This window comes from Polaromonas sp., from assembly GCF_018780625.1.
Classification (GTDB): domain Bacteria; phylum Pseudomonadota; class Gammaproteobacteria; order Burkholderiales; family Burkholderiaceae_C; genus Polaromonas.
Genome location: NZ_JADMJK010000179.1, coordinates 1 through 17166, shown reverse-complemented (window position 1 = coordinate 17166; position 17166 = coordinate 1). Strand labels below are relative to the sequence as shown.

At 61.3% G+C, this 17166-nt stretch carries 17 protein-coding genes, 1 pseudogene and 1 other annotated feature; of the genes and pseudogenes, 4 read left to right on the top strand and 14 right to left on the bottom strand.

Annotation, left to right across the window (positions count from 1 at the left end; translation table 11 throughout):
- Positions 1-19: 19 nt before the first annotated feature.
- From IV091_RS14075 to IV091_RS14035, 9 genes are all read right to left on the bottom strand, one after another.
- Positions 20-781, bottom strand: a complete 762-nt coding sequence (locus IV091_RS14075; RefSeq protein ID WP_293469787.1) for a lysophospholipid acyltransferase family protein — start codon at positions 779-781, stop codon at positions 20-22.
- A gap of 87 nt (positions 782-868) precedes the next feature.
- Entirely contained in the window at positions 869-1447 is a 579-nt protein-coding gene (gmhB, locus tag IV091_RS14070; RefSeq protein WP_293469785.1) for a D-glycero-beta-D-manno-heptose 1,7-bisphosphate 7-phosphatase, read from the bottom strand.
- The gene (locus tag IV091_RS14065) at positions 1444-2130 is read right to left on the bottom strand and encodes a hypothetical protein (protein WP_293469783.1); all 687 of its coding nucleotides are present in this window, start codon (positions 2128-2130) and stop codon (positions 1444-1446) included. The genes gmhB and IV091_RS14065 overlap by 4 nt, the downstream gene beginning before the upstream one ends.
- A 28-nt stretch (positions 2131-2158) precedes the next feature.
- Positions 2159-4291, bottom strand: a complete 2133-nt coding sequence (glyS, locus tag IV091_RS14060) for a glycine--tRNA ligase subunit beta (protein WP_293469781.1) — start codon at positions 4289-4291, stop codon at positions 2159-2161.
- A 2-nt stretch (positions 4292-4293) separates the two neighbouring features.
- Complete coding sequence (gene glyQ / locus IV091_RS14055) at positions 4294-5208, bottom strand: glycine--tRNA ligase subunit alpha (RefSeq protein WP_293469779.1); 915 nt, start codon at positions 5206-5208, stop codon at positions 4294-4296.
- A gap of 113 nt (positions 5209-5321) precedes the next feature.
- Complete coding sequence (lnt, locus tag IV091_RS14050; RefSeq protein ID WP_293469805.1) at positions 5322-6899, bottom strand: apolipoprotein N-acyltransferase; 1578 nt, start codon at positions 6897-6899, stop codon at positions 5322-5324.
- A 33-nt stretch (positions 6900-6932) separates the two neighbouring features.
- Complete coding sequence (locus IV091_RS14045) at positions 6933-7787, bottom strand: transporter associated domain-containing protein (RefSeq protein WP_293469777.1); 855 nt, start codon at positions 7785-7787, stop codon at positions 6933-6935.
- Positions 7788-7873: 86 nt separating this feature from the next.
- Positions 7874-8620 carry a GNAT family N-acetyltransferase gene (locus IV091_RS14040; RefSeq protein ID WP_293469775.1) on the bottom strand — a complete coding sequence of 249 codons (747 nt, stop codon included), beginning with the start codon at positions 8618-8620 and terminating at the stop codon, positions 7874-7876.
- A gap of 232 nt (positions 8621-8852) precedes the next feature.
- Positions 8853-9326, bottom strand: a complete 474-nt coding sequence (locus IV091_RS14035) for an Lrp/AsnC family transcriptional regulator (RefSeq protein WP_293469773.1) — start codon at positions 9324-9326, stop codon at positions 8853-8855.
- Positions 9327-9599: 273 nt separating this feature from the next.
- On the opposite strand from IV091_RS14035, the gene IV091_RS14030 reads away from it, so the two are divergent.
- Positions 9600-10247, top strand: a complete 648-nt coding sequence (locus IV091_RS14030) for an adenylate/guanylate cyclase domain-containing protein (protein WP_293469771.1) — start codon at positions 9600-9602, stop codon at positions 10245-10247.
- 76 nt (positions 10248-10323) lie between these two features.
- On the opposite strand, the gene IV091_RS14025 is transcribed toward IV091_RS14030, so the two are convergent.
- From IV091_RS14025 to IV091_RS14010, 4 genes are all read right to left on the bottom strand, one after another.
- Entirely contained in the window at positions 10324-10941 is a 618-nt protein-coding gene (locus tag IV091_RS14025; protein ID WP_293469769.1) for a Crp/Fnr family transcriptional regulator, read from the bottom strand.
- A 76-nt stretch (positions 10942-11017) separates the two neighbouring features.
- Positions 11018-11686, bottom strand: coding sequence for a helix-turn-helix transcriptional regulator (locus IV091_RS14020; RefSeq protein ID WP_293469767.1), 669 nt, complete (start codon positions 11684-11686; stop codon positions 11018-11020).
- Between the two features lie 129 nt (positions 11687-11815).
- The gene (locus IV091_RS14015; protein ID WP_293469765.1) at positions 11816-12724 is read right to left on the bottom strand and encodes an alpha/beta fold hydrolase; all 909 of its coding nucleotides are present in this window, start codon (positions 12722-12724) and stop codon (positions 11816-11818) included.
- Between the two features lie 26 nt (positions 12725-12750).
- Positions 12751-12915 (bottom strand): hypothetical protein, encoded by a 165-nt coding sequence (locus IV091_RS14010; RefSeq protein WP_293469763.1) that lies wholly within the window; start codon positions 12913-12915, stop codon positions 12751-12753.
- Positions 12916-13040: 125 nt separating this feature from the next.
- On the opposite strand from IV091_RS14010, the gene IV091_RS14005 reads away from it, so the two are divergent.
- The 3 genes from IV091_RS14005 to IV091_RS13995 all read left to right on the top strand — a co-directional run bounded on the left by IV091_RS14005 (position 13041) and on the right by IV091_RS13995 (position 16144).
- Entirely contained in the window at positions 13041-14726 is a 1686-nt protein-coding gene (locus IV091_RS14005) for an AMP-binding protein (protein ID WP_293469761.1), read from the top strand.
- Positions 14727-14750: 24 nt separating this feature from the next.
- Positions 14751-15671 (top strand): MBL fold metallo-hydrolase, encoded by a 921-nt coding sequence (locus IV091_RS14000; RefSeq protein WP_293469759.1) that lies wholly within the window; start codon positions 14751-14753, stop codon positions 15669-15671.
- Between the two features lie 116 nt (positions 15672-15787).
- A complete protein-coding gene (locus IV091_RS13995; protein ID WP_293469757.1) occupies positions 15788-16144 on the top strand; it encodes a transposase in 357 nt (118 codons plus the stop codon).
- 54 nt (positions 16145-16198) lie between these two features.
- Here IV091_RS13995 and IV091_RS13990 read toward each other — a convergent pair.
- Positions 16199-17010, bottom strand: a pseudogene (locus IV091_RS13990) (IS3 family transposase); the annotation flags it as partial.
- Positions 16613-16729, bottom strand: a sequence feature (AL1L pseudoknot). It overlaps the preceding pseudogene by 117 nt.
- Positions 17011-17166: the final 156 nt, after the last annotated feature.

Below are 17166 nucleotides of genomic sequence, written 5' to 3'. Positions count from 1 at the left end.
GTGCAGCGGGGCGGCCCGCTCAGCCCTGGCGGGACGGGGCCGCGGGGGCCGCATAGGCCTCGGGGTCGAGCCGGTGCATTTCGGCTTCGATCCAGGCCTGGACTTCCAGCATCAGTTCGTCGGGCTTGCGGCCGGTGCTGTCAATCGGCTTGCCGATGGAAATATCGACGATGCCCGGCTTTTTGATGAAGGCCTTGCGCGGCCAGCATTTCGCAGACGTCACGGCAATCGGGATCACCGGCACACCGGCCTTGATCGCCAGCCGCGCGCCGCCCGATTTGTAGACGCCGGCCTGCCCGCGGTCAATCCGCGTGCCTTCAGGAAACATGATGACCCAGGTGCCGTGCGCCATCAGCCGCTTGCCCTGCTCGACCACCTTGGCAAACGCCCGCGTGCCCTGGCTGCGGTCAATGTGGATCATGTCCATGCGCGCCATGGCCCAGCCAAAAAACGGAATGTAGAGCAGTTCTTTCTTGAACACATAGGCCAGCGGGTGCGGCATGATCGCCGGCATGGTGAGGGTTTCCCAGGTCGACTGGTGCTTGACCAGCAACACGGCGGCGCTGAGTTCACCCGTCGGCAGGTTTTCCATGCCGGTGATGCGGTTCTTGATGCCCAGTATGAAGGTGCCGCTGTCCACCGCCAGCTTCAGCCAGCGCGCGCACATCCAGTACATGGTGGTGCTATTGACAAAAAGGGAGGCGAACACCACAAAAAGCGCCCACGGCATCACGGTAAGAATCATCCACAGCATGTGCAGGATGGAGCGAATCAGGGGCATGTCAGTGGTTCCGGTGGGGGTGGGGTGTCAGGTAATTTTTATGATGTTGATGGGCCTTGGCCCTTATAAAACTTACCGCTATCGCTATCATTTTTTATCTTTTTCGGACGAGGGCGAAGCGCCGCGCTCCAGGATGAAATCTGCAAACGCGGCCAGATCGGCATGCAGCAAGGTGCCGGCGGGCAGGCCTTCGGGTTGCCCGCCGTTGCGGTAGTGCGCCGACTTGCCCGTCAGCACCAGGTGCGGCTCACAGCCGGCAGCGGCGCCCGCCTGCAGGTCGCGCAGCGAGTCCCCCGCCGTCGGCACACCCTGAAGCTGCACGCCAAAGCGCGTGCCGATCTGCTCGAACAGCCCGGGCAGAGGCTTGCGGCAGTTGCAGCTTTCCTCGGGGCTGTGCGGGCAGTAAAACACCGCATCAACCCGCCCGCCAGCGGCGGCCAGCAGCTTGTGCATCTTGGCATGGATGGCGTTGAGCGCCGCCACGTCGAACAGGCCGCGCCCCAGGCCCGACTGGTTCGACGCAATCACCACCCGCCAGCCGCCCTGGTTGAGCCGGGCAATCGCTTCCAGCGCACCGGGCAGCGGCAGCCATTCTTCAGGGGTTTTGACGAAATCATCGCTGTCACTGTTGATGGTGCCGTCGCGGTCAAGAATGATGAGTTTCATGGTTTGATGATCAAAGAGGGGGAAGCGGACACCGCCGGGAGCGTCGCCGCAGGCTGCACCACCCGCCAATCGATCACAAACAGCCCCCGGAAACGGCCGGGTGAAAAGGCCAGCGCCAGCGTGTCGCCGCGCTTGATCTGCGCCGCCTGCGGCTCGTTTAGCAGCAGGCGGTGCGGCTCCGGCAGACCCGGCACCTGCAGCACCAGCGCCGTGCCGCCCATGCTGCGCAAACTGGGCGGCTTGAATTGACTGGAGAGTACCTGTGCCAGGACCGCGCCGGGACGCGGTGCCTCGCCGGGCGCGGCGGCGTCGCGCAAGAACAAGCCCTGCTCGTTCAGGTGGCGCTGCAGCAGGGCCGCACTGCCGCCCAGCCAGAGCAGCACCCACAGCAGGCCCAGCAACGACGCGGCGCGGCGCCCGCCCAGGCGTCGCAGCAGCCAGCCGCCCGCAAGCAGCACCAGCGCTGCAAGCGCCAGCGGCCAGAACAACTCCACCCAGCCCGAAGGCACCGACACTGGCGCCAGCGGCAGCGCAGGCGTGCCGGGCAGGCGGTCGGGTGACAACTGAAGCACCCAGCGCAGCCCCACCAGCACGGCAGGCGGCGCAAACAGCAACCAGGCAGTGTGCAGCGACGTCCAGCGCGCCAACCAGCCGGTCTGCGGCTTCGTGGCCGGATGGTTCATGGCGTGCTCATGCGAAGTCAGTGCGCACTCAGGCCGCCAGGCGCGACAAGTCGGCCACGCGGTTCATCGCATCGTGCAGGCTTTTGAGCAGCCCCTGGCGGTTCAGGCGCAGGTCGAGCGCCTCGGCGTTGACCATCACGCTGTCAAAAAACGCATCGACCGGCGTGCGCAAGGCCGCCAGCGTTTGCAGCGAGGCGGCCAGGTCGCCCGCGTCAAACTGCGCGTTGGCCTGGGGCAGCACCGCTTTCATCGCGGTATACAAGGCGATCTCGGCCGGTTCCTGCAGCAGCACTTCGCTGACATGCGGATCCACTTCCAGCGCTTTTTTCAGGATGTTGCCGATGCGCTTGTTGGCCGCGGCCAGCGCAGGCGCTTCGGGCAACGCAGCAAAGGCGCGCACGGCGGCCAGCCGCTTGGCGACGTCGCCCAGGCGCTGCGGGCGCAGCGCGAGCACGGCTTCGACCTCCTGCGCGCTGTAGCCCTGCTCGCGCAGGGCGCCGGCCAGGCGGTCGTAGATGAATTCGGTCAGCGCCGCCGAGGCATCGGTGATCTTGTCGCCAAATGCAGGCGCAGCCCCAGCCACCAGCGCGCCCAGTTCCAGCGGCAGGTCTTTTTCAACCAGCATGCGGATCACGCCCAGCGCATGGCGGCGCAGCGCGAACGGGTCCTTGTCGCCGGTCGGCAGGTTGCCAATGCCGAACATGCCGACCAGCGTTTCGAGTTTGTCGGCCAGCGCCACGACCGCACCGGTCAGGTTGCGCGGCAGGGCGTCGCCGGCAAAGCGCGGCTTGTAATGGTCTTCAATGGCGTCAGCAACGTCGGTACTCAGGCCGTCATTGAGCGCGTAGTAGCGGCCCATGATGCCCTGCAGTTCCGGGAACTCGCCCACCATGTCGGTGACCAGGTCGGTCTTGGCCAGCAGCGCGGCCTGGTCGGCCTGCTGCGCCAGCGCATCGCCGCCGAGCTGCAGGCCAATCGCACTGGCAATGGTGCGCACGCGCTCGACACGCTCGCCCTGCGAGCCCAGCTTGTTGTGGTAGACCACCTTGTCCAGCCCCGCCACGCGGGATGCCAGCGTCTTCTTGCGGTCCTGGTCAAAGAAAAACTTGGCATCGGCCAGGCGCGGGCGCACCACGCGCTCGTTGCCGCCAATCACGGCGCTGGCGTCCGAAGGGCTGATGTTGCTGACGACGAGGAACTGGTTCGTCAGCTTGCCGGCCGCGTCGAGCAGCGGAAAGTACTTCTGGTTGGCCTTCATCGTGAGGATCAGGCACTCCTGCGGCACGCCCAGAAATTCTTTTTCAAATTCGCAGACCAGCACATTGGGCCGCTCGACCAGCGCGGTCACTTCGTCGAGCAGGGCGTCGTCTTCAATCGCCCGGACACCGCCGCCAATGCGGGCCGCTGCCGCCGCCAGTTGCCGGGCGATCTCGGCCTTGCGGTCGGCAAACGAGGCAATCACTGCGCCGTCCCTGGACAGCGCCTGGGCGTAGCTGTCGGCATCCTGCAGCAGCACCGGGTCCACGGCCGCTTCAAAACGGTGGCCGCGCGTGAGGTTGCCGGCCTTGAGCCCGAGCACCTTGACCGGCACCACGGCATTGCCATGCAGCGCCACCAGGCCGTGCGCCGGGCGCACGAAGTTCACGCTGGTCCAGCCGGGCAGCGCGCAGTCGGTCTCCAGCTGGTAGCTCATGACCTTTGGAATGGGCAGTTTGGCAATCGCTTCTTCAAGCGCTTTTTGCAGTCCGGTGTCGAGCGTGGCGCCGGTGACCAGGCTGTCGTAAAACAGCGCTTCGGCCTTGCCGTCAGGCGCGCGCTTGAGCGCGGCCACGGCAGCCGCCGGGTCGGACACATCGGCGCCCAGCGCCTGCAGTTTCTTGAGCAATGCCGGCGTGGCGTGGCCAGCCGCATCGAGCCCGACGGACGCGGGCATCAGTTTTTGCTGCACCGCCTTGTCGGCGGCCTTGAGCCAGACATGGCTGATGTGCGCGGCCAGGCGGCGCGGCGAGGCGTAGGCCGTTACCGCCGACTCGTCGGTGGCCAGGCCCTGGGACTTAAGCTGGTCGGCCAGCACGCCGGCGAACGCGTCGCCGAGTTTCCTGAGCGCCTTGGGCGGCAGCTCTTCCACAAACAGTTCAACCAGAAGGTTTTTCGTTGTCATTTTCAGGCGGCCTTCTTCTTGATCGGGGTCATTTGCTCGACCCATTCGCGCGGCGCCATGGGGAAACCCAGGCGCTCGCGGCTTTCCAGATAACTCTGCGCCACCAGGCGCGACACATTGCGGATGCGCCCCATGTAGGCGGCGCGCTCGGTCACGCTGATCGCGCCGCGCGCGTCCAGCAGGTTAAAGCTGTGCGCGGCTTTCAGTACCTGCTCGTAGGCGGGCAAGGCGAGTTGCTGCTCGATCAGGTGCCTGGCCTGCTTTTCATGGGCGTTGAAGGCGGTGAACAAAAAGTCGGCATCGGAATGCTCGAAGTTATAGGTCGACTGCTCCACCTCGTTTTGCTTGTAGACGTCGCCGTAGCTGAGGCCCTCGGTCCAGGTCAGGTTGTAGACGTTGTCCACGCCCTGCAAATACATGGCCAGGCGTTCCAGCCCGTAGGTGATTTCGCCGGTGGCCGGCTTGCAGTCGATGCCGCCGACCTGCTGGAAATAGGTGAACTGCGTCACTTCCATGCCGTTGAGCCAGACTTCCCAGCCCAGGCCCCAGGCGCCCAGCGTCGGGTTTTCCCAGTCGTCCTCGACAAAACGGATGTCGTTTTTCTTCAGGTCAAAGCCCAGCGCTTCCAGGCTGCCCAGGTAGAGCTCCAGGATATTGCTGGGCGCCGGCTTGAGCACGACCTGGTACTGGTAGTAATGCTGCAGGCGGTTGGGGTTTTCGCCATAGCGGCCGTCTTTGGGCCGGCGGCTGGGCTGCACATAGGCCGCCTTCCAGGGCTCGGGACCTAGCGCTCTTAAAAAAGTAGCTGTGTGCGACGTGCCGGCGCCGACTTCCATGTCATAGGGTTGCAGCAGGGCGCAACCCTGGTCGGCCCAATAGGACTGCAGCTTCAGGATGATTTGCTGGAAAGTGAGCATAGGAATAGTTGTGGTCAGTAGCGCGATGCCGCATACCAGGCACCGGAGGGCTGCGACGCCCGGGGCGGCATCGCACAATTCTTCATTTTACGCGGCGACAAAGGGCGACAGATTCAGCGCGCACGCCTGAATACAAGCGCCAGCCCCGTAATGACCAGGCCCAGCGCCCACAGCGGCCACAAGCCGAAACGCGCCGACCACCAGGCGAAGGGCGTGATGCCGCTCTGCCCCTGGACTTCGCCAACCAGCGCACCACGGGTGTGGCGCGGCAAGGCATGCGTGACCCGGCCCTGATGGTCAATGATGACGGTGGCGCCGGTATTGGTCGCGCGGATCATGGGACGGCTGAATTCCAGCGCCCGCATGCGCGAGATGTGCAGGTGCTGGTCAATCGCGACGGTGTTGCCGAACCAGCCGATGTTGCTGAGATTGACAAACACCGTGGGCGCCTGCGCCGGGTCGGCAAAGCGCGCGCCCAGTTCTTCGCCAAACAGATCCTCATAGCAAATATTGGGCGCCAGCCGCTGGCCCTTCCAGTCAAACGACGGCTGGCCCACCGCGCCGCGGTTGAAGTCGCCCAGCGGAATGTTCATCAATTCGGTGAACCACCGGAAACCGGTCGGAATGAACTCTCCAAACGGCACCAGGTGGTGTTTGTCGTAGCGGTAGGACGCGGCCTGCCCCGATGCGTCTGGCTTGAGCCCCATCACGGCGTTGGAATAACCCGCCTCGAAACTGCCCAGCGGCAGGCCGATCAACGCGGCCTGCTGCCCGGTGGCAAAACGCGACTGCAGCGCCTGCCAGTAGCCCTCCGGCAATTGCTGCGGCAGCAGCGGAATGGCGGTTTCAGGCGCGACCACCAGCGCGGTGGTGGCGTCCCGCAGTTGCTCGCCGTACCAGCGCAAGGCGGTGGCCACGCCGGTGCCGCTCTGAAATTTTTCATCTTGCGGAATATTTCCTTGCAGCAGCGTGACCGACATCGCCCCCGGAGCCGGCGCGGCGCTAAGCACCGGTGCCGCCACCGGCAGCAGCGCCATGGCCGCGCTGAACACCGCCGCGCCCATCACGCCCAGCCAGCCCCTTGCACTGTTGAAGGACGCACGCAAGGACATCGCCAGCCAGGCTGCGACCAAAGCAGCCAGAAAACTCAACCCGTGCACACCCACCCAGGCCGCCAGCGGCCTGGCCCAGCCGTCGACATGGGCGTATCCGCCTTCGCCCCACGGAAAACCGGTGAACAGCTTGACCCGCGCCAGCTCGGCCAGCAGCCAGAGCGCCGCAAAAACCAGCGCACGCGGCGCTCGCCCGGCCGGCGCCAGGCGCACGAAAAGGGCTGCTGCGGCGGCGTAGTAGAGCGCCAGAAAAGCCGCCAGCACGACGATGGCCAGCACCGTGAGCGGCGCGGCCAGGCCGCCATAGGTATGCATGGAAATGAACAGCCACCAGAAGGTGGCGCACAGCATGGCGGTGGCAAACAACCCGCCCAGCCAGGCAGCGCGCTTGCCCGAACGGCACCCGTCGATCTGGCCGACCAGCACCAGCAACGCCAGCAGCTGCAGCCACCAGAGCGGCTGGCCTTGCGCAAAAACAAAGGGGAAAGGCCATGCAATACTTGCTGCATGGGCACCACCAGCTATCAAAACAATAGCTATCTGATGCCAGGCGAGCCACTGGCGCGGCAGCGTGCGCAGGGCGGGAGCCGACAACACCGCGCTCACGGCGACCTAGGTGCTCGCCGCAACGGGCGAGACCTTGAACCAGCGCACTGCACCGCCTTTGGTGTGCAGCACGGTGAACTGCAGGCCGGCCAGCGCGTAGTGCTCGCCGCGCTTGGGAACATGGCCCATTTCGTGCGCCACCAGGCCGCCAATGGTTTCAAAGTCGGTTTCAGGCAACTGCACGCCAAACGCTTCATTGACGCGCTCGATCGAGGTGTCGCCGCTGACGCGGTAGGTATGGTCGGAGAGGCCGAAGATATCGCCTTCGTCCTCGGCAATGTCAAATTCGTCCTCAATCTCGCCAACGATCTGCTCCAGCACGTCTTCAATGGTGATCAGGCCTGCCACGCGACCGAATTCATCGATGACGATCGCCAGATGGCTGTGGTTGCTGCGAAAGTCGCGCAGCAAATCGTTCAGCCCCTTGCTTTCGGGCACGAACATGGCAGGACGCAGCAAGGCCTTGATATTGAGCTCGGGGGCGCGCTGCAGTTTCAACAAGTCTTTGGCCATCAGCAGGCCCAGGATGTTTTCCTTTTCCCCCTCGTACACCGGAAAGCGCGAATGCGCTGTGTCGATCACCAGATGCAGCAGTTCGTCGAACGGCGCATTGATGTTGAGGCAGTCCATGCGCGGCGCGGCCACCATCACGTCACCGGCGGTCATGTCAGCCATGCGGATCACGCCTTCGAGCATTTCGCGGCTCTGGGCGTCGATGACCTCATTGTCTTGCGCCTCCACCAGGGTGCCTATGAGTTCGTCTTTGGAGTCAGGGCCGGGGTGGAGCATTTCAGCGAGCTTTTGCAGAAAGCCGCGCTTGTCTTCAGGTTTGGAAGATCGACTGGGGGGAATGTCGGACACGTAAGGGTGCTCGGTAGTGAGGAAGCCACCGAGGATAACTGATATTGCGCAGACGCCATTCGCCCGGGTGACCGGGCGCTGGCGCATTAGCGCTGGATGCCGTGACGGCTGTCCTGCACGCCGCTGCGCACTTCCTGCACCAGGGCAAGCCAGTCCCAGAACTGCTTGGCCTGGACCTTCAGGCGGTAGTCGCTCTGGGCAATTTGCTCTTCGAGCAGTTCCTTCACGCGTGAATCAAGGTCTGCCGGCAGCAGCTTGAGGTAGGCCTCGCTCTCGGAGCCGTCGCGCTCTATTTTGGCGCCGGCCTTGCGGGCGATGTTGAGCATGGCCGTGTTTTCGCTGAGCGCGTGAATGAACATCATGTCGACGCCCTCGTTGCGGGCGTGCATTTCGGCACGCTCGAACAGGCGCGCGCCATAACCCCGGCCGCGCGCATGGGCCAACACGGACACGCCAAACTCGGCGCAACTCTTGAGTTCGGGGTCGGTCGAGAGCGCCAGATGCGCCATCGCGATCAACTGCAGCTTGCGGTTGAAGATGCCGAAAATCTCGTCACGCTCAAAATCGAGGCCGTCCACATAACGGCGGATCTGCTCGTCATTGGCCGCATAGCCAAAACGCAGATAGCGGTCATGCGGGCCCAGTGCCAGCAAGTGCGCGCTGATGCGCTCGCCGTGGCGCGGCCCGATGGAGCGGATCGGCACCCGCACCGCGGCGCGGCGAGGCATCGCGGGCAGTCGCTGCAACGCCTGCGGGGCAGTCGCTACCGGCGGACGCAAAAATGCCCTGCCTGCCTCGAGGGCCGCTTTGAGGATGGGACTCTGTATAACCATGGTTCAAATATAAGGGTTTTCCCTAGAATGCAATGCCTAAGTGCGCTTGCAAGAACTTCCGGGAAAGGCCTTGAAATATTAATCAAATGCGCCAAAATCCAAATATATTCGGAGCTCATCAGCTATAAATTAAATAGCGAACAGCAGTTGTCCGATATTTTTATTGTTGCAGTGCAACAACAATTTAACACATCATTTTTTGCGAGTCTGTCTCGGCTTTGCGGGCCAGACACTACAGCGGCACCGCAGTCGTCGACTTGACGCGGTCGAGCACAAAACTTGTTTTGCAGTCCTGCACGCTGGGGTGCTTGAGCAGCGTGTCCATGATGAAGCGGCTGTAGTGCGCCATATCCTGCACCACCACGCGCAGCAAGTAGTCCATCTCGCCGGTCAGCGCGGCGCACTCCACCACCTCGGGCCAGGTCTGCACGCTGGCGCGAAACAGGTCCATGGGGCTGCGCTTGTGGCTCTCCAGATGCTTTTCGAGCCGCACCGTGATATAGGCCGTAAGGCCCAGCCCGACGGCCTCGGGCTTGATCAATGCCACATAGCGGTCGATCACACCACGTTCTTCCAGCCTTTTCACGCGCCGCAACACGGCGCTGGGGGACAGGCCGACCTGCTCAGACAGCTGGTCGTAGGTGGCACGGCCATCGGCCTGAAGACTGCGCAAAATCTGCCGGTCCAGCTTGTCAAGTGTTTCCATGCGCCTGATTTTGCAGGTTTATTGCACCGACAGCCATGCCGACACCCTCATTCGAAGAAATAGTGCCCGGGCGCCACGGTGTCGCCCACCAGCGCCGTCTGGCCGCTACAACCAATCAGACCGTCCAGGCAGTCATGCGGGTGCCGGCGCGAACAAGCAGTACACATGTCATCACATTTGATACTCCTGGACGCCATTTTCCATATTGCTGTAAGCTCTACAACATGATTAGGTATCCCCCAATGATGCGGGGGAAATTTTGTATTGCTCACGATGCCATCCCTGATTGGACCACCGCTCGTCATGCACCGGCACACCCAGGTGCTGCTGGTGATGGACGTGGTGGAATCCGTCAGGCTGATGGAGCAGGACCAGGACAACTTCGTGCGGCGCTGGCAACAATTGGTGCAGCACGCCGAGCAAGAAATCTTGCCGCGACATGGGGGCTACATCGTCAAGAGCATGGGGGACGGCTTGATGCTGGCATTTGCCAGCCCACAGCGTAGTGCGCAGGCTGCGTATGCATTTTTGAAATTTTGCCAGCAGACCCATGCTCACTGGCACCCCGCGCAACAAATGCATTTGCGCATGGGCTGCCATCTGGCCAGCTTTGTCGCAGACCGGCGCGACATCTATGGCACCGACGTCAACCTGACGGCGCGCCTTTGCACCCTGGCCGGACCGGGTGATATTGTGATTTCCGCCGAGATCCGTGACCGGCTGGTTCCCGGACTGGATGCGGAGATCGAAGACCTGGGCGAGCGTTACCTTAAACATGTCACAAAACCCGTTCATGCTTACCGGATCGCGCCGCCCGGCGTGGCCTTTGCTTTTACCGCCCAACCGCTCACCGGCAGCGCGCTGCAAGCGACGTTTGCGGTGACGCCCATGACAGGCCCCCAGAACGCCTTCCCACGTTAGGAAAGCATCAACTTCCCCGGCACCTACGGTGTCGCCAACAAAGCTGCCCAGCGGCTACCGCGTTTGTTTCCTTTTTTCACCAGCGCGTGGGTAGCTTCTTGAGCAGGGTAATCCGCTTGGTCGCCATCGAGATGTAACCGCCTTTTTCGAGGTCTTTAAGCAGTCGGCTGACCATTTCGCGGGATGCCCCCAAAAAGCTCGCGATATCCTGGTGCGTGAGGGATTCCAGGCTCCCGTCTGGCGCAGTACGGCAGTCCGTCAGGTCACCTTGCGCCTCAAGCAACATAACCAATCGGCCATAAACATCCAGCAGGGCCATGTTTCGTGCAATTTCGGTCGCACAGCGCGCGCGGCGTATCACCCGAAGTACCAAGTTCATGGCGAATTTGGGCTCCTCCGCCAGGTGCTCGCTGACGTTGGCCCGGCTGAGTACCGCACAGATGCAGGGCTCCAGAGTGATGATGGAGGCTGATCGAGGTTCGCCATCGAGTGACATCTCGCCGAAGTAGTCGCCCGCATAAATTCGTCCAAATGTGATCTCCCGGCCACTGTTGCCACAGGAAAACACCTTGACGCTGCCTTTTAGCAGCACAAACATGCTCTCGCCCATTTCCCCTTCATTGATGATCACCGCCTTCTTGGGGTAACTGCGCACCACGCCGCGCAAGGCCAGCGTCCGCAGTTCGGGACTCAAAGGGGCGTATAGATCACTGCCACCAGGCGTGACGTGGCTCATTCGCATTGATGAACTGACATAGGGTCCGATGTGGTCAGTGCACGGGCACCAACGGCGGCGCGCGCAGGGCCGGTAAGACGGCAACCCGTTGAATCAGTTCACGAACGCCAGAGCAACTGGTTTTGATGCACAGGCTGCGTACATGGCTACGAACGGTAGAAACTGCGATTTTCATTTCAATGGCGATTTCCGGGGTACTCAGGCAATGACACAAGAAAACCAGCACGCGCTGCTCAGTGAGCGTAAGGCTGTAGCGACGGGCCAAGCAACCCAGAACGCCCGACTCGCAAACGCTGGCACGCGACAAAAACAGGGCGATGTGCCCGCACGGCTCACCAGGTCGGACACGCAAGGGAATCACCGACATCGTGACGTTCATGTCGTCGGGTGACAAGGTCACCAAACTACGGCGGCCACTCATCGCATGTTCCCTTGCCTGCTGAAAGGCTTTACCCGCTGCGGCCGAAAGCAAATGCAGTTCACCGCACTCATCTTTCATCATAACGCCACGCTCAAGTTCGTGGCGCGCAGCCAGATTGGCATGAAGAATCATGCCCTGGACGTTGACAACAAGTATCCCGTTCGAAAGTTCATCGACCAGCAAGCCGAGCAAGGCCAGTTCGGGCTCCGGCTCCGGCTCGGGCTCGGAAAAAGTCAGTGATCGGCTGGAATGAAAAAGCTCGGAATCCGGGGCTGCATGCATGATCAATACGCTCCATCCTACAAATAGATGAGCATAAAAAGTTCCCCCATTTTCAGGCTGTAAATATGGCCGCGGTTTTTTGTGACAAATTTACAAATGTGCCACTGACGGGCCGGGCCGCGAACGTGTTCAACGCGGCGTGTCTTCCAGCAAGGCCAGGCTGGCCTGGATCACCTGCGGCAAAAACGCCAGCTGAACATGCGCGGCGCCGGGAACCAGCCGGTTGTCGGCGCCGGGCAAGGTCGCGCTGGAGGCCGGAAACACGATGTTGTCGCAGTTGGAGTACCAGCAGGTGAAAAGCGCATGGCAATCGGCTGGCATGTCGCGGTCCAGCTGCGCATGCCAGTCCGAGAGCAAGTGCATCTGGCGGCCGTTATGGCCGTGGCCAAAGCGCGCCAGCCAGGTGCCATGGTGCGGGGTTGCGATGCTCACCACGTGGTGCACGCGGGTTTCGGCTTTCAGGCTTTTGAGCCAGGCCCTGGCAGCCAGCCCGCCCATGCTGTGGCACACCAGCAGGGGCGCGCGGCCGGTGGCCCGCGTGATTTGTTGTACCGCGGCCTCGATTTGCGGGACGTAGTCGTCAATGGAGCCCCAGATCGGCTCCAGATTGAGGGCGACGAAGGCGTGCCCGCTGCGCTGCAAACGCGCCATCCACGGGGTCCAAAAGCCACGGTTGCACAGCAAGCCATGCACAAACACCACGCCGCGGCGGCCTTCAATGACCGCCCCGGGAGAAAGCTGATCGGGAATGGCGTCCGAACGGAAAGGCTGGCGCCAGCAGAACACCTGCGGCGCGGTCCATGACTCTCCCCACCAGGCACCAAGCAATTCCTTCCAGGTGGGCGGGGCTACGGGATCATCTTTGTTGACCTGCTTCATGAGAAGGAATTCGATGGCCAGAAGACCGGTATGGCCCAGCGCCATCAGTACAAAACCAGCCACAGCCAGCACCGGGGCGCTGGTCCAGAAGTAAGCCAGCCAACCAAAGGCCGCCGTAAGCACAGACAAGGTGATGATTTTTTGAAGATATGCCAGCATGAAACCGCGAGCGTAGCTGATGCGGCTCAAGCCAGTGCAGCATCGCGTGCCTGCGCCCACGAGGTATAGGGTTCGGCCATTTCGTGCAGCGGGAACCCCTGCCGGGCGCCCTCCATAACGTAATCGGTCAGCGGGTAGTCCAGAAGGGCGCTCGAAACCATACCGATCTTGAGAAGCATTCTTCTTTGCATGCGATCAGTATGGGTGGATAGCGTTTTATCTTGTGGAGAACGCTGTCGCCTGCGAGACCTCATTAGGACAAGCCCCATGACGGTTCGGCGGGGGGGGCTTACACAATAGTCGGCAAGGAGTCTGTATGACCAAGCATTGGCTTAAAAGTTACCCCGATGGCATCCCGCACCACATCGACCCGGAGCAGTTTCAGTCGCTCAATGAGTTGCTTGAAAGCTCATTCAAAAAGAATGCATCCAAGCCGTTTTCGGTCTGCATGGACAGCTGGATGTCTTACGCACAACTCGACGACTTGTCGTTCGCGCTCGGCGCGTGGCTGCAAAACCTGGGACTTGAGCCTGGCGCACGCGTGGCCATCATGCTGCCCAACGTGCCCCAGTTCGCCGTCACCATGGCGGCGGTCTTGCGGGCAGGCTACACCTGCGTCAACGTCAATCCACTCTACACCGCACGCGAGTTAGAGCATCAGCTCAAGGACTCGGGAGCCACCACTCTGGTCATTCTGGAGAATTTCGCAGCCACGCTGGCTGAAGTCATTGACCGCACGCCCGTCAAAAACGTCGTCATCACGTCCCTGGGCGATTTACTCGGTTTTTGGTACGGCCGCTGGATGACGTTTGCAGTCCGCCATTTGGCCAAACTGGTACCCCCGTACAAACTCCCACTGGGCAACGGCTACCGCATCACCACCTTTGCCCATGCGATCACCGAAGGCGGCCGCCTGACGCTACGGCCAGCGCACTGCACGCTCGATTCAGTGGCGTTTTTGCAGTACACCGGCGGCACGACAGGGTTGTCCAAGGGGGCGGTTCTCACGCACCGCAACATCGTCGCGGCAATATTGCAGGCGGAGGCGTGGTTCAAGCCCGCACTGGAGCGCGTGGGCGATATCAGCAAGACCAACAACATTGCCGCGCTGCCGCTGTATCACATCTTCGCGCTGACACTTTGCCTGCTGGCGATTCGCTGGGGTGCCCATTTGACGCTGGTGCCCAATCCACGCGACTTCGGAAAATTCATCGAGGTGCTCAAAAAACGGCCATTTCACATGCTCCCTGCCGTCAACACCTTGTTTAACGCCTTGCTTCAGCATCCGCAGTTCAGGACAGTCGACTTTTCCGGCCTTTGCGTGTCCCAAGCGGGCGGCATGGCTGCTTCAGCCGGTACCGCGCAGCAGTGGCTAAAGGTCACGGGCTGCAACATGATTGAAGGCTGGGGCATGAGCGAGACGTGCGCCATAGGCACGAACAACCCTGTCACCAGCAAGGCGTTCAGCGGCTCCATTGGCCTACCCTTGCCGAGCATTGACATACACATCAAGGATGACGAAGGGAACTCCCTGCCGCTTGGGTCACCCGGTGAAATTTGCATTAGGGGCCCGCAGGTCATGGCCGGCTACTACCAACAGCCCGAAGAAAATGAAAGAGCCTTTACCCTTGACGGCTTTATGCGAACCGGTGATATCGGCATCATGGACCAGCACGGCTACACAACGATCATTGACCGCAAGAAAGACATGATCATTGTTTCCGGGTTCAATGTATTTCCCAACGAGCTTGAAAACGTGATTTCCCTCTGCCCCGGAGTTGTCGAATGCGCAGCAATCGGCATTGCTGACGAAAAACAGGGGGAAGCCATCAAGGTCTTTGTCGTAAAAAATGACCCGACACTGAGTGAAGACGATCTGGCTGCCTATTGCAAACAGCATCTGACTGGCTACAAACGACCAAAATATATCGAATTTCGAGATGATCTACCAAAAACCAATGTCGGAAAAATTCTCCGGCGTGAGTTGCGCGCGACAGCCTGATGGCACGTTGGCGAGGCCTTTTTGATGACCAAACCTGATTTACTGCCCGGCATCCAGGTTTTGGAACGCGGCTGGCTTTCGGCCAACAACATCTTGTTCACCGACGGCCCGGAAACGGTGATGATTGACAGTGGCTACTGCACCCATGCACCCCAAACCCTGTCGCTAGTCGAGACGACTTTGGGCGGGCGCCCCCTGGACTTGCTGCTCAACACCCATTTGCACAGCGATCATTGTGGCGGCAATGCCGCATTGCAAGCACGTTATCCAGACGTCAGGACCTGGATTCCGCCTGGACAGGCCAGCCAGGTCACTCAATGGGATCCGGCCGCGCTTACGTATGTCCCTACAGGACAACTTTGCCCGCAATTCAAGTTCAGCGGGACGCTACAGGCAGGGTCCACCCTGCGCTTCGGTGCCCACGACTGGCAGGTACACGCAGCAGCCGGACACGATCCGCATTCATTTGTTTTTTTTGAGCCGGAAAACGGCATCCTTATTTCTGCCGATGCACTATGGGAAAACGGCTTCGGTGTCGTCTTTCCCGAGCTTGAAGGGACAGATGCCTTTGCCGAAGTAGCGGCAACGCTGGACATGATTGACAGCCTGAAACCGAAAACCGTTATTCCAGGGCATGGCCCAATTTTTGCCTATTCCCCTGAAATCCTGGGGCGTGCCCGGCAGCGACTTGATTACTTTGCCAAAAATCCCAGAAAGCATGCCCATCATGCCGTCAAGGTATTGCTCAAGTTCAAACTACTGGAGACGCAACGGCAATCTATGGAAGACCTGATCGATTGGGCCGACGCAACGCCTTACTTCCTGCAGATAAGAAAAATCTTTTTTCCGGAACTTTCGATCCGGTCCTGGATAGAAACCCTTTGTGCAGAGTTGGTCGCAGCAGGCGTAGCCAGAACAGAAGCTAGCTATATTCTGAACGCCTGAGATGTCCATGCAGCGTTCCAGCTAGGTCGCAGAGTTGTAAGCGGGTGGCAAAGTCATCTTGAACAAGGAGCCTGTCCGCCCGACGATGGTGTCCACCAAAGCAACAGGTGGACACCATGGATTCCAAGACAGTCTCACGGCGCCGGCACGGCGCCGATCTCAAAGCACAGGTTCTGCGCGAGTGCGAACGCCCTGGTGCGTCAGTGGCCGCGATTGCGCTGGCACACGGACTGAACGCCAACCTCGTTCACAAGTGGCGCCGCCAAGCCCGACCCGGCAGTGGGTTGGCCTGTGCGCCCGAGCCAGCACATTTCATTGCCCTGCCTTTGACGCCAGCACCGGCGGGGCCAACGCCGCCTGCCCAATCTGACATCCGCATCGAACTACGCCGGGCAGCGCTGGCAGTGAACGTCGCATGGCCTGTGGCGGCGGCAGGTGAATGTGGGGCGTGGCTACGAGAGTTGCTGCAATGATCCGCATCGACGCCGCCTGGCTGGCTACCACACCGCTGGATATGCGCGCGGGCAGCCCACGATGCGCCGGGCGAACACGTCGATCACGAAGGCCACGTACTGCCAGCCCTGCCAGGTCGAGACGTACGTGAAGTCCGACACCCATAGCTGATTGGGGCGATCAGCTTTGAACTGGCGATTGACCCGGTCCAGCGGACAGGGCTGGGCCTTGTCCGGTACCGTGGTGCGTACGACCTTGCCGCGGCGTACACCCTGCAATCCCAGGCGTTTCATCAGCCGCTCGACCGTGCAGCGGGCCACGGTGACGCCTTCGCGGTTCATCTGATGCCAGACCTTGTCTGCGCCGTAGACCTGCATGTTGGCCTGCCAGACTTGCTGAATTTGCGGCATGAGTGTGTCATCCGTCTTGGCGCGTGCACAACGCAATTCGGGCTTACGTTGGTGAGCAGCATGGCGCCGATACCCTGACGGGGCAATCTGCAAAACCTTGCAAATTGGCTCGACCCCGTGGGTGTTGCGATGCTTGTCCACAAAGTCTCTCAGGACTTGAGTCGGCGGTCGAGCTCCGCCTGGGCAAAAAAAGCGCTGGCCAGTTTGAGGACTTCGTTGGCCCGGCGCAGTTCCTTGACTTCACGCTCCAGGGCTTTGATGCGGTCACGCTCTTCGCTGGTGATGCCGTCGCGCAGCCCGGTGTCAATCTCTTGTTTGCGCACCCATTCATGCAGGGTTTGGGGGACGCAGCCGATCTTGGGCGCAATTGATTCAATGGCCGCCCACAGGGACGGATATTCGCCACGGTGATCCTGCACCATGCGTACAGCACGTTCGCGAACTTCCGGGGAAAAACGATTTGATTTTTTGCTCATGACTCCATCTTCTCAAAGGTTGGAGCCTCCTCAAAACCCAGTGCGATTCAATGTGTGTTCGCCGGACGCATACGGTTCACCGCGCGCTTACGCAGAGTTGCCGTAAGCGCGCGGTGAACTCATATTGACCGCAGGCAAGCGGTCATGGCTGGCGAT

What these genes read in the sequence shown, in the direction of transcription:
- IV091_RS14075 (WP_293469787.1), bottom strand. Translation starts at nt 781, where the DNA reads ATGCCCCTGATTCGCTCCATCCTGCACATGCTGTGGATGATTCTTACC.
- gmhB (WP_293469785.1), bottom strand. Translation starts at nt 1,447, where the DNA reads ATGAAACTCATCATTCTTGACCGCGACGGCACCATCAACAGTGACAGC.
- IV091_RS14065 (WP_293469783.1), bottom strand. Translation starts at nt 2,130, where the DNA reads ATGAACCATCCGGCCACGAAGCCGCAGACCGGCTGGTTGGCGCGCTGG.
- glyS (WP_293469781.1), bottom strand. Translation starts at nt 4,291, where the DNA reads ATGACAACGAAAAACCTTCTGGTTGAACTGTTTGTGGAAGAGCTGCCG.
- glyQ (WP_293469779.1), bottom strand. Translation starts at nt 5,208, where the DNA reads ATGCTCACTTTCCAGCAAATCATCCTGAAGCTGCAGTCCTATTGGGCC.
- IV091_RS14040 (WP_293469775.1), bottom strand. Translation starts at nt 8,620, where the DNA reads ATGGTTATACAGAGTCCCATCCTCAAAGCGGCCCTCGAGGCAGGCAGG.
- IV091_RS14035 (WP_293469773.1), bottom strand. Translation starts at nt 9,326, where the DNA reads ATGGAAACACTTGACAAGCTGGACCGGCAGATTTTGCGCAGTCTTCAG.
- IV091_RS14030 (WP_293469771.1), top strand. Translation starts at nt 9,600, where the DNA reads ATGCCATCCCTGATTGGACCACCGCTCGTCATGCACCGGCACACCCAG.
- IV091_RS14020 (WP_293469767.1), bottom strand. Translation starts at nt 11,686, where the DNA reads ATGCATGCAGCCCCGGATTCCGAGCTTTTTCATTCCAGCCGATCACTG.
- IV091_RS14015 (WP_293469765.1), bottom strand. Translation starts at nt 12,724, where the DNA reads ATGCTGGCATATCTTCAAAAAATCATCACCTTGTCTGTGCTTACGGCG.
- IV091_RS14010 (WP_293469763.1), bottom strand. Translation starts at nt 12,915, where the DNA reads ATGCAAAGAAGAATGCTTCTCAAGATCGGTATGGTTTCGAGCGCCCTT.
- IV091_RS14005 (WP_293469761.1), top strand. Translation starts at nt 13,041, where the DNA reads ATGACCAAGCATTGGCTTAAAAGTTACCCCGATGGCATCCCGCACCAC.
- IV091_RS14000 (WP_293469759.1), top strand. Translation starts at nt 14,751, where the DNA reads ATGACCAAACCTGATTTACTGCCCGGCATCCAGGTTTTGGAACGCGGC.
- IV091_RS13995 (WP_293469757.1), top strand. Translation starts at nt 15,788, where the DNA reads ATGGATTCCAAGACAGTCTCACGGCGCCGGCACGGCGCCGATCTCAAA.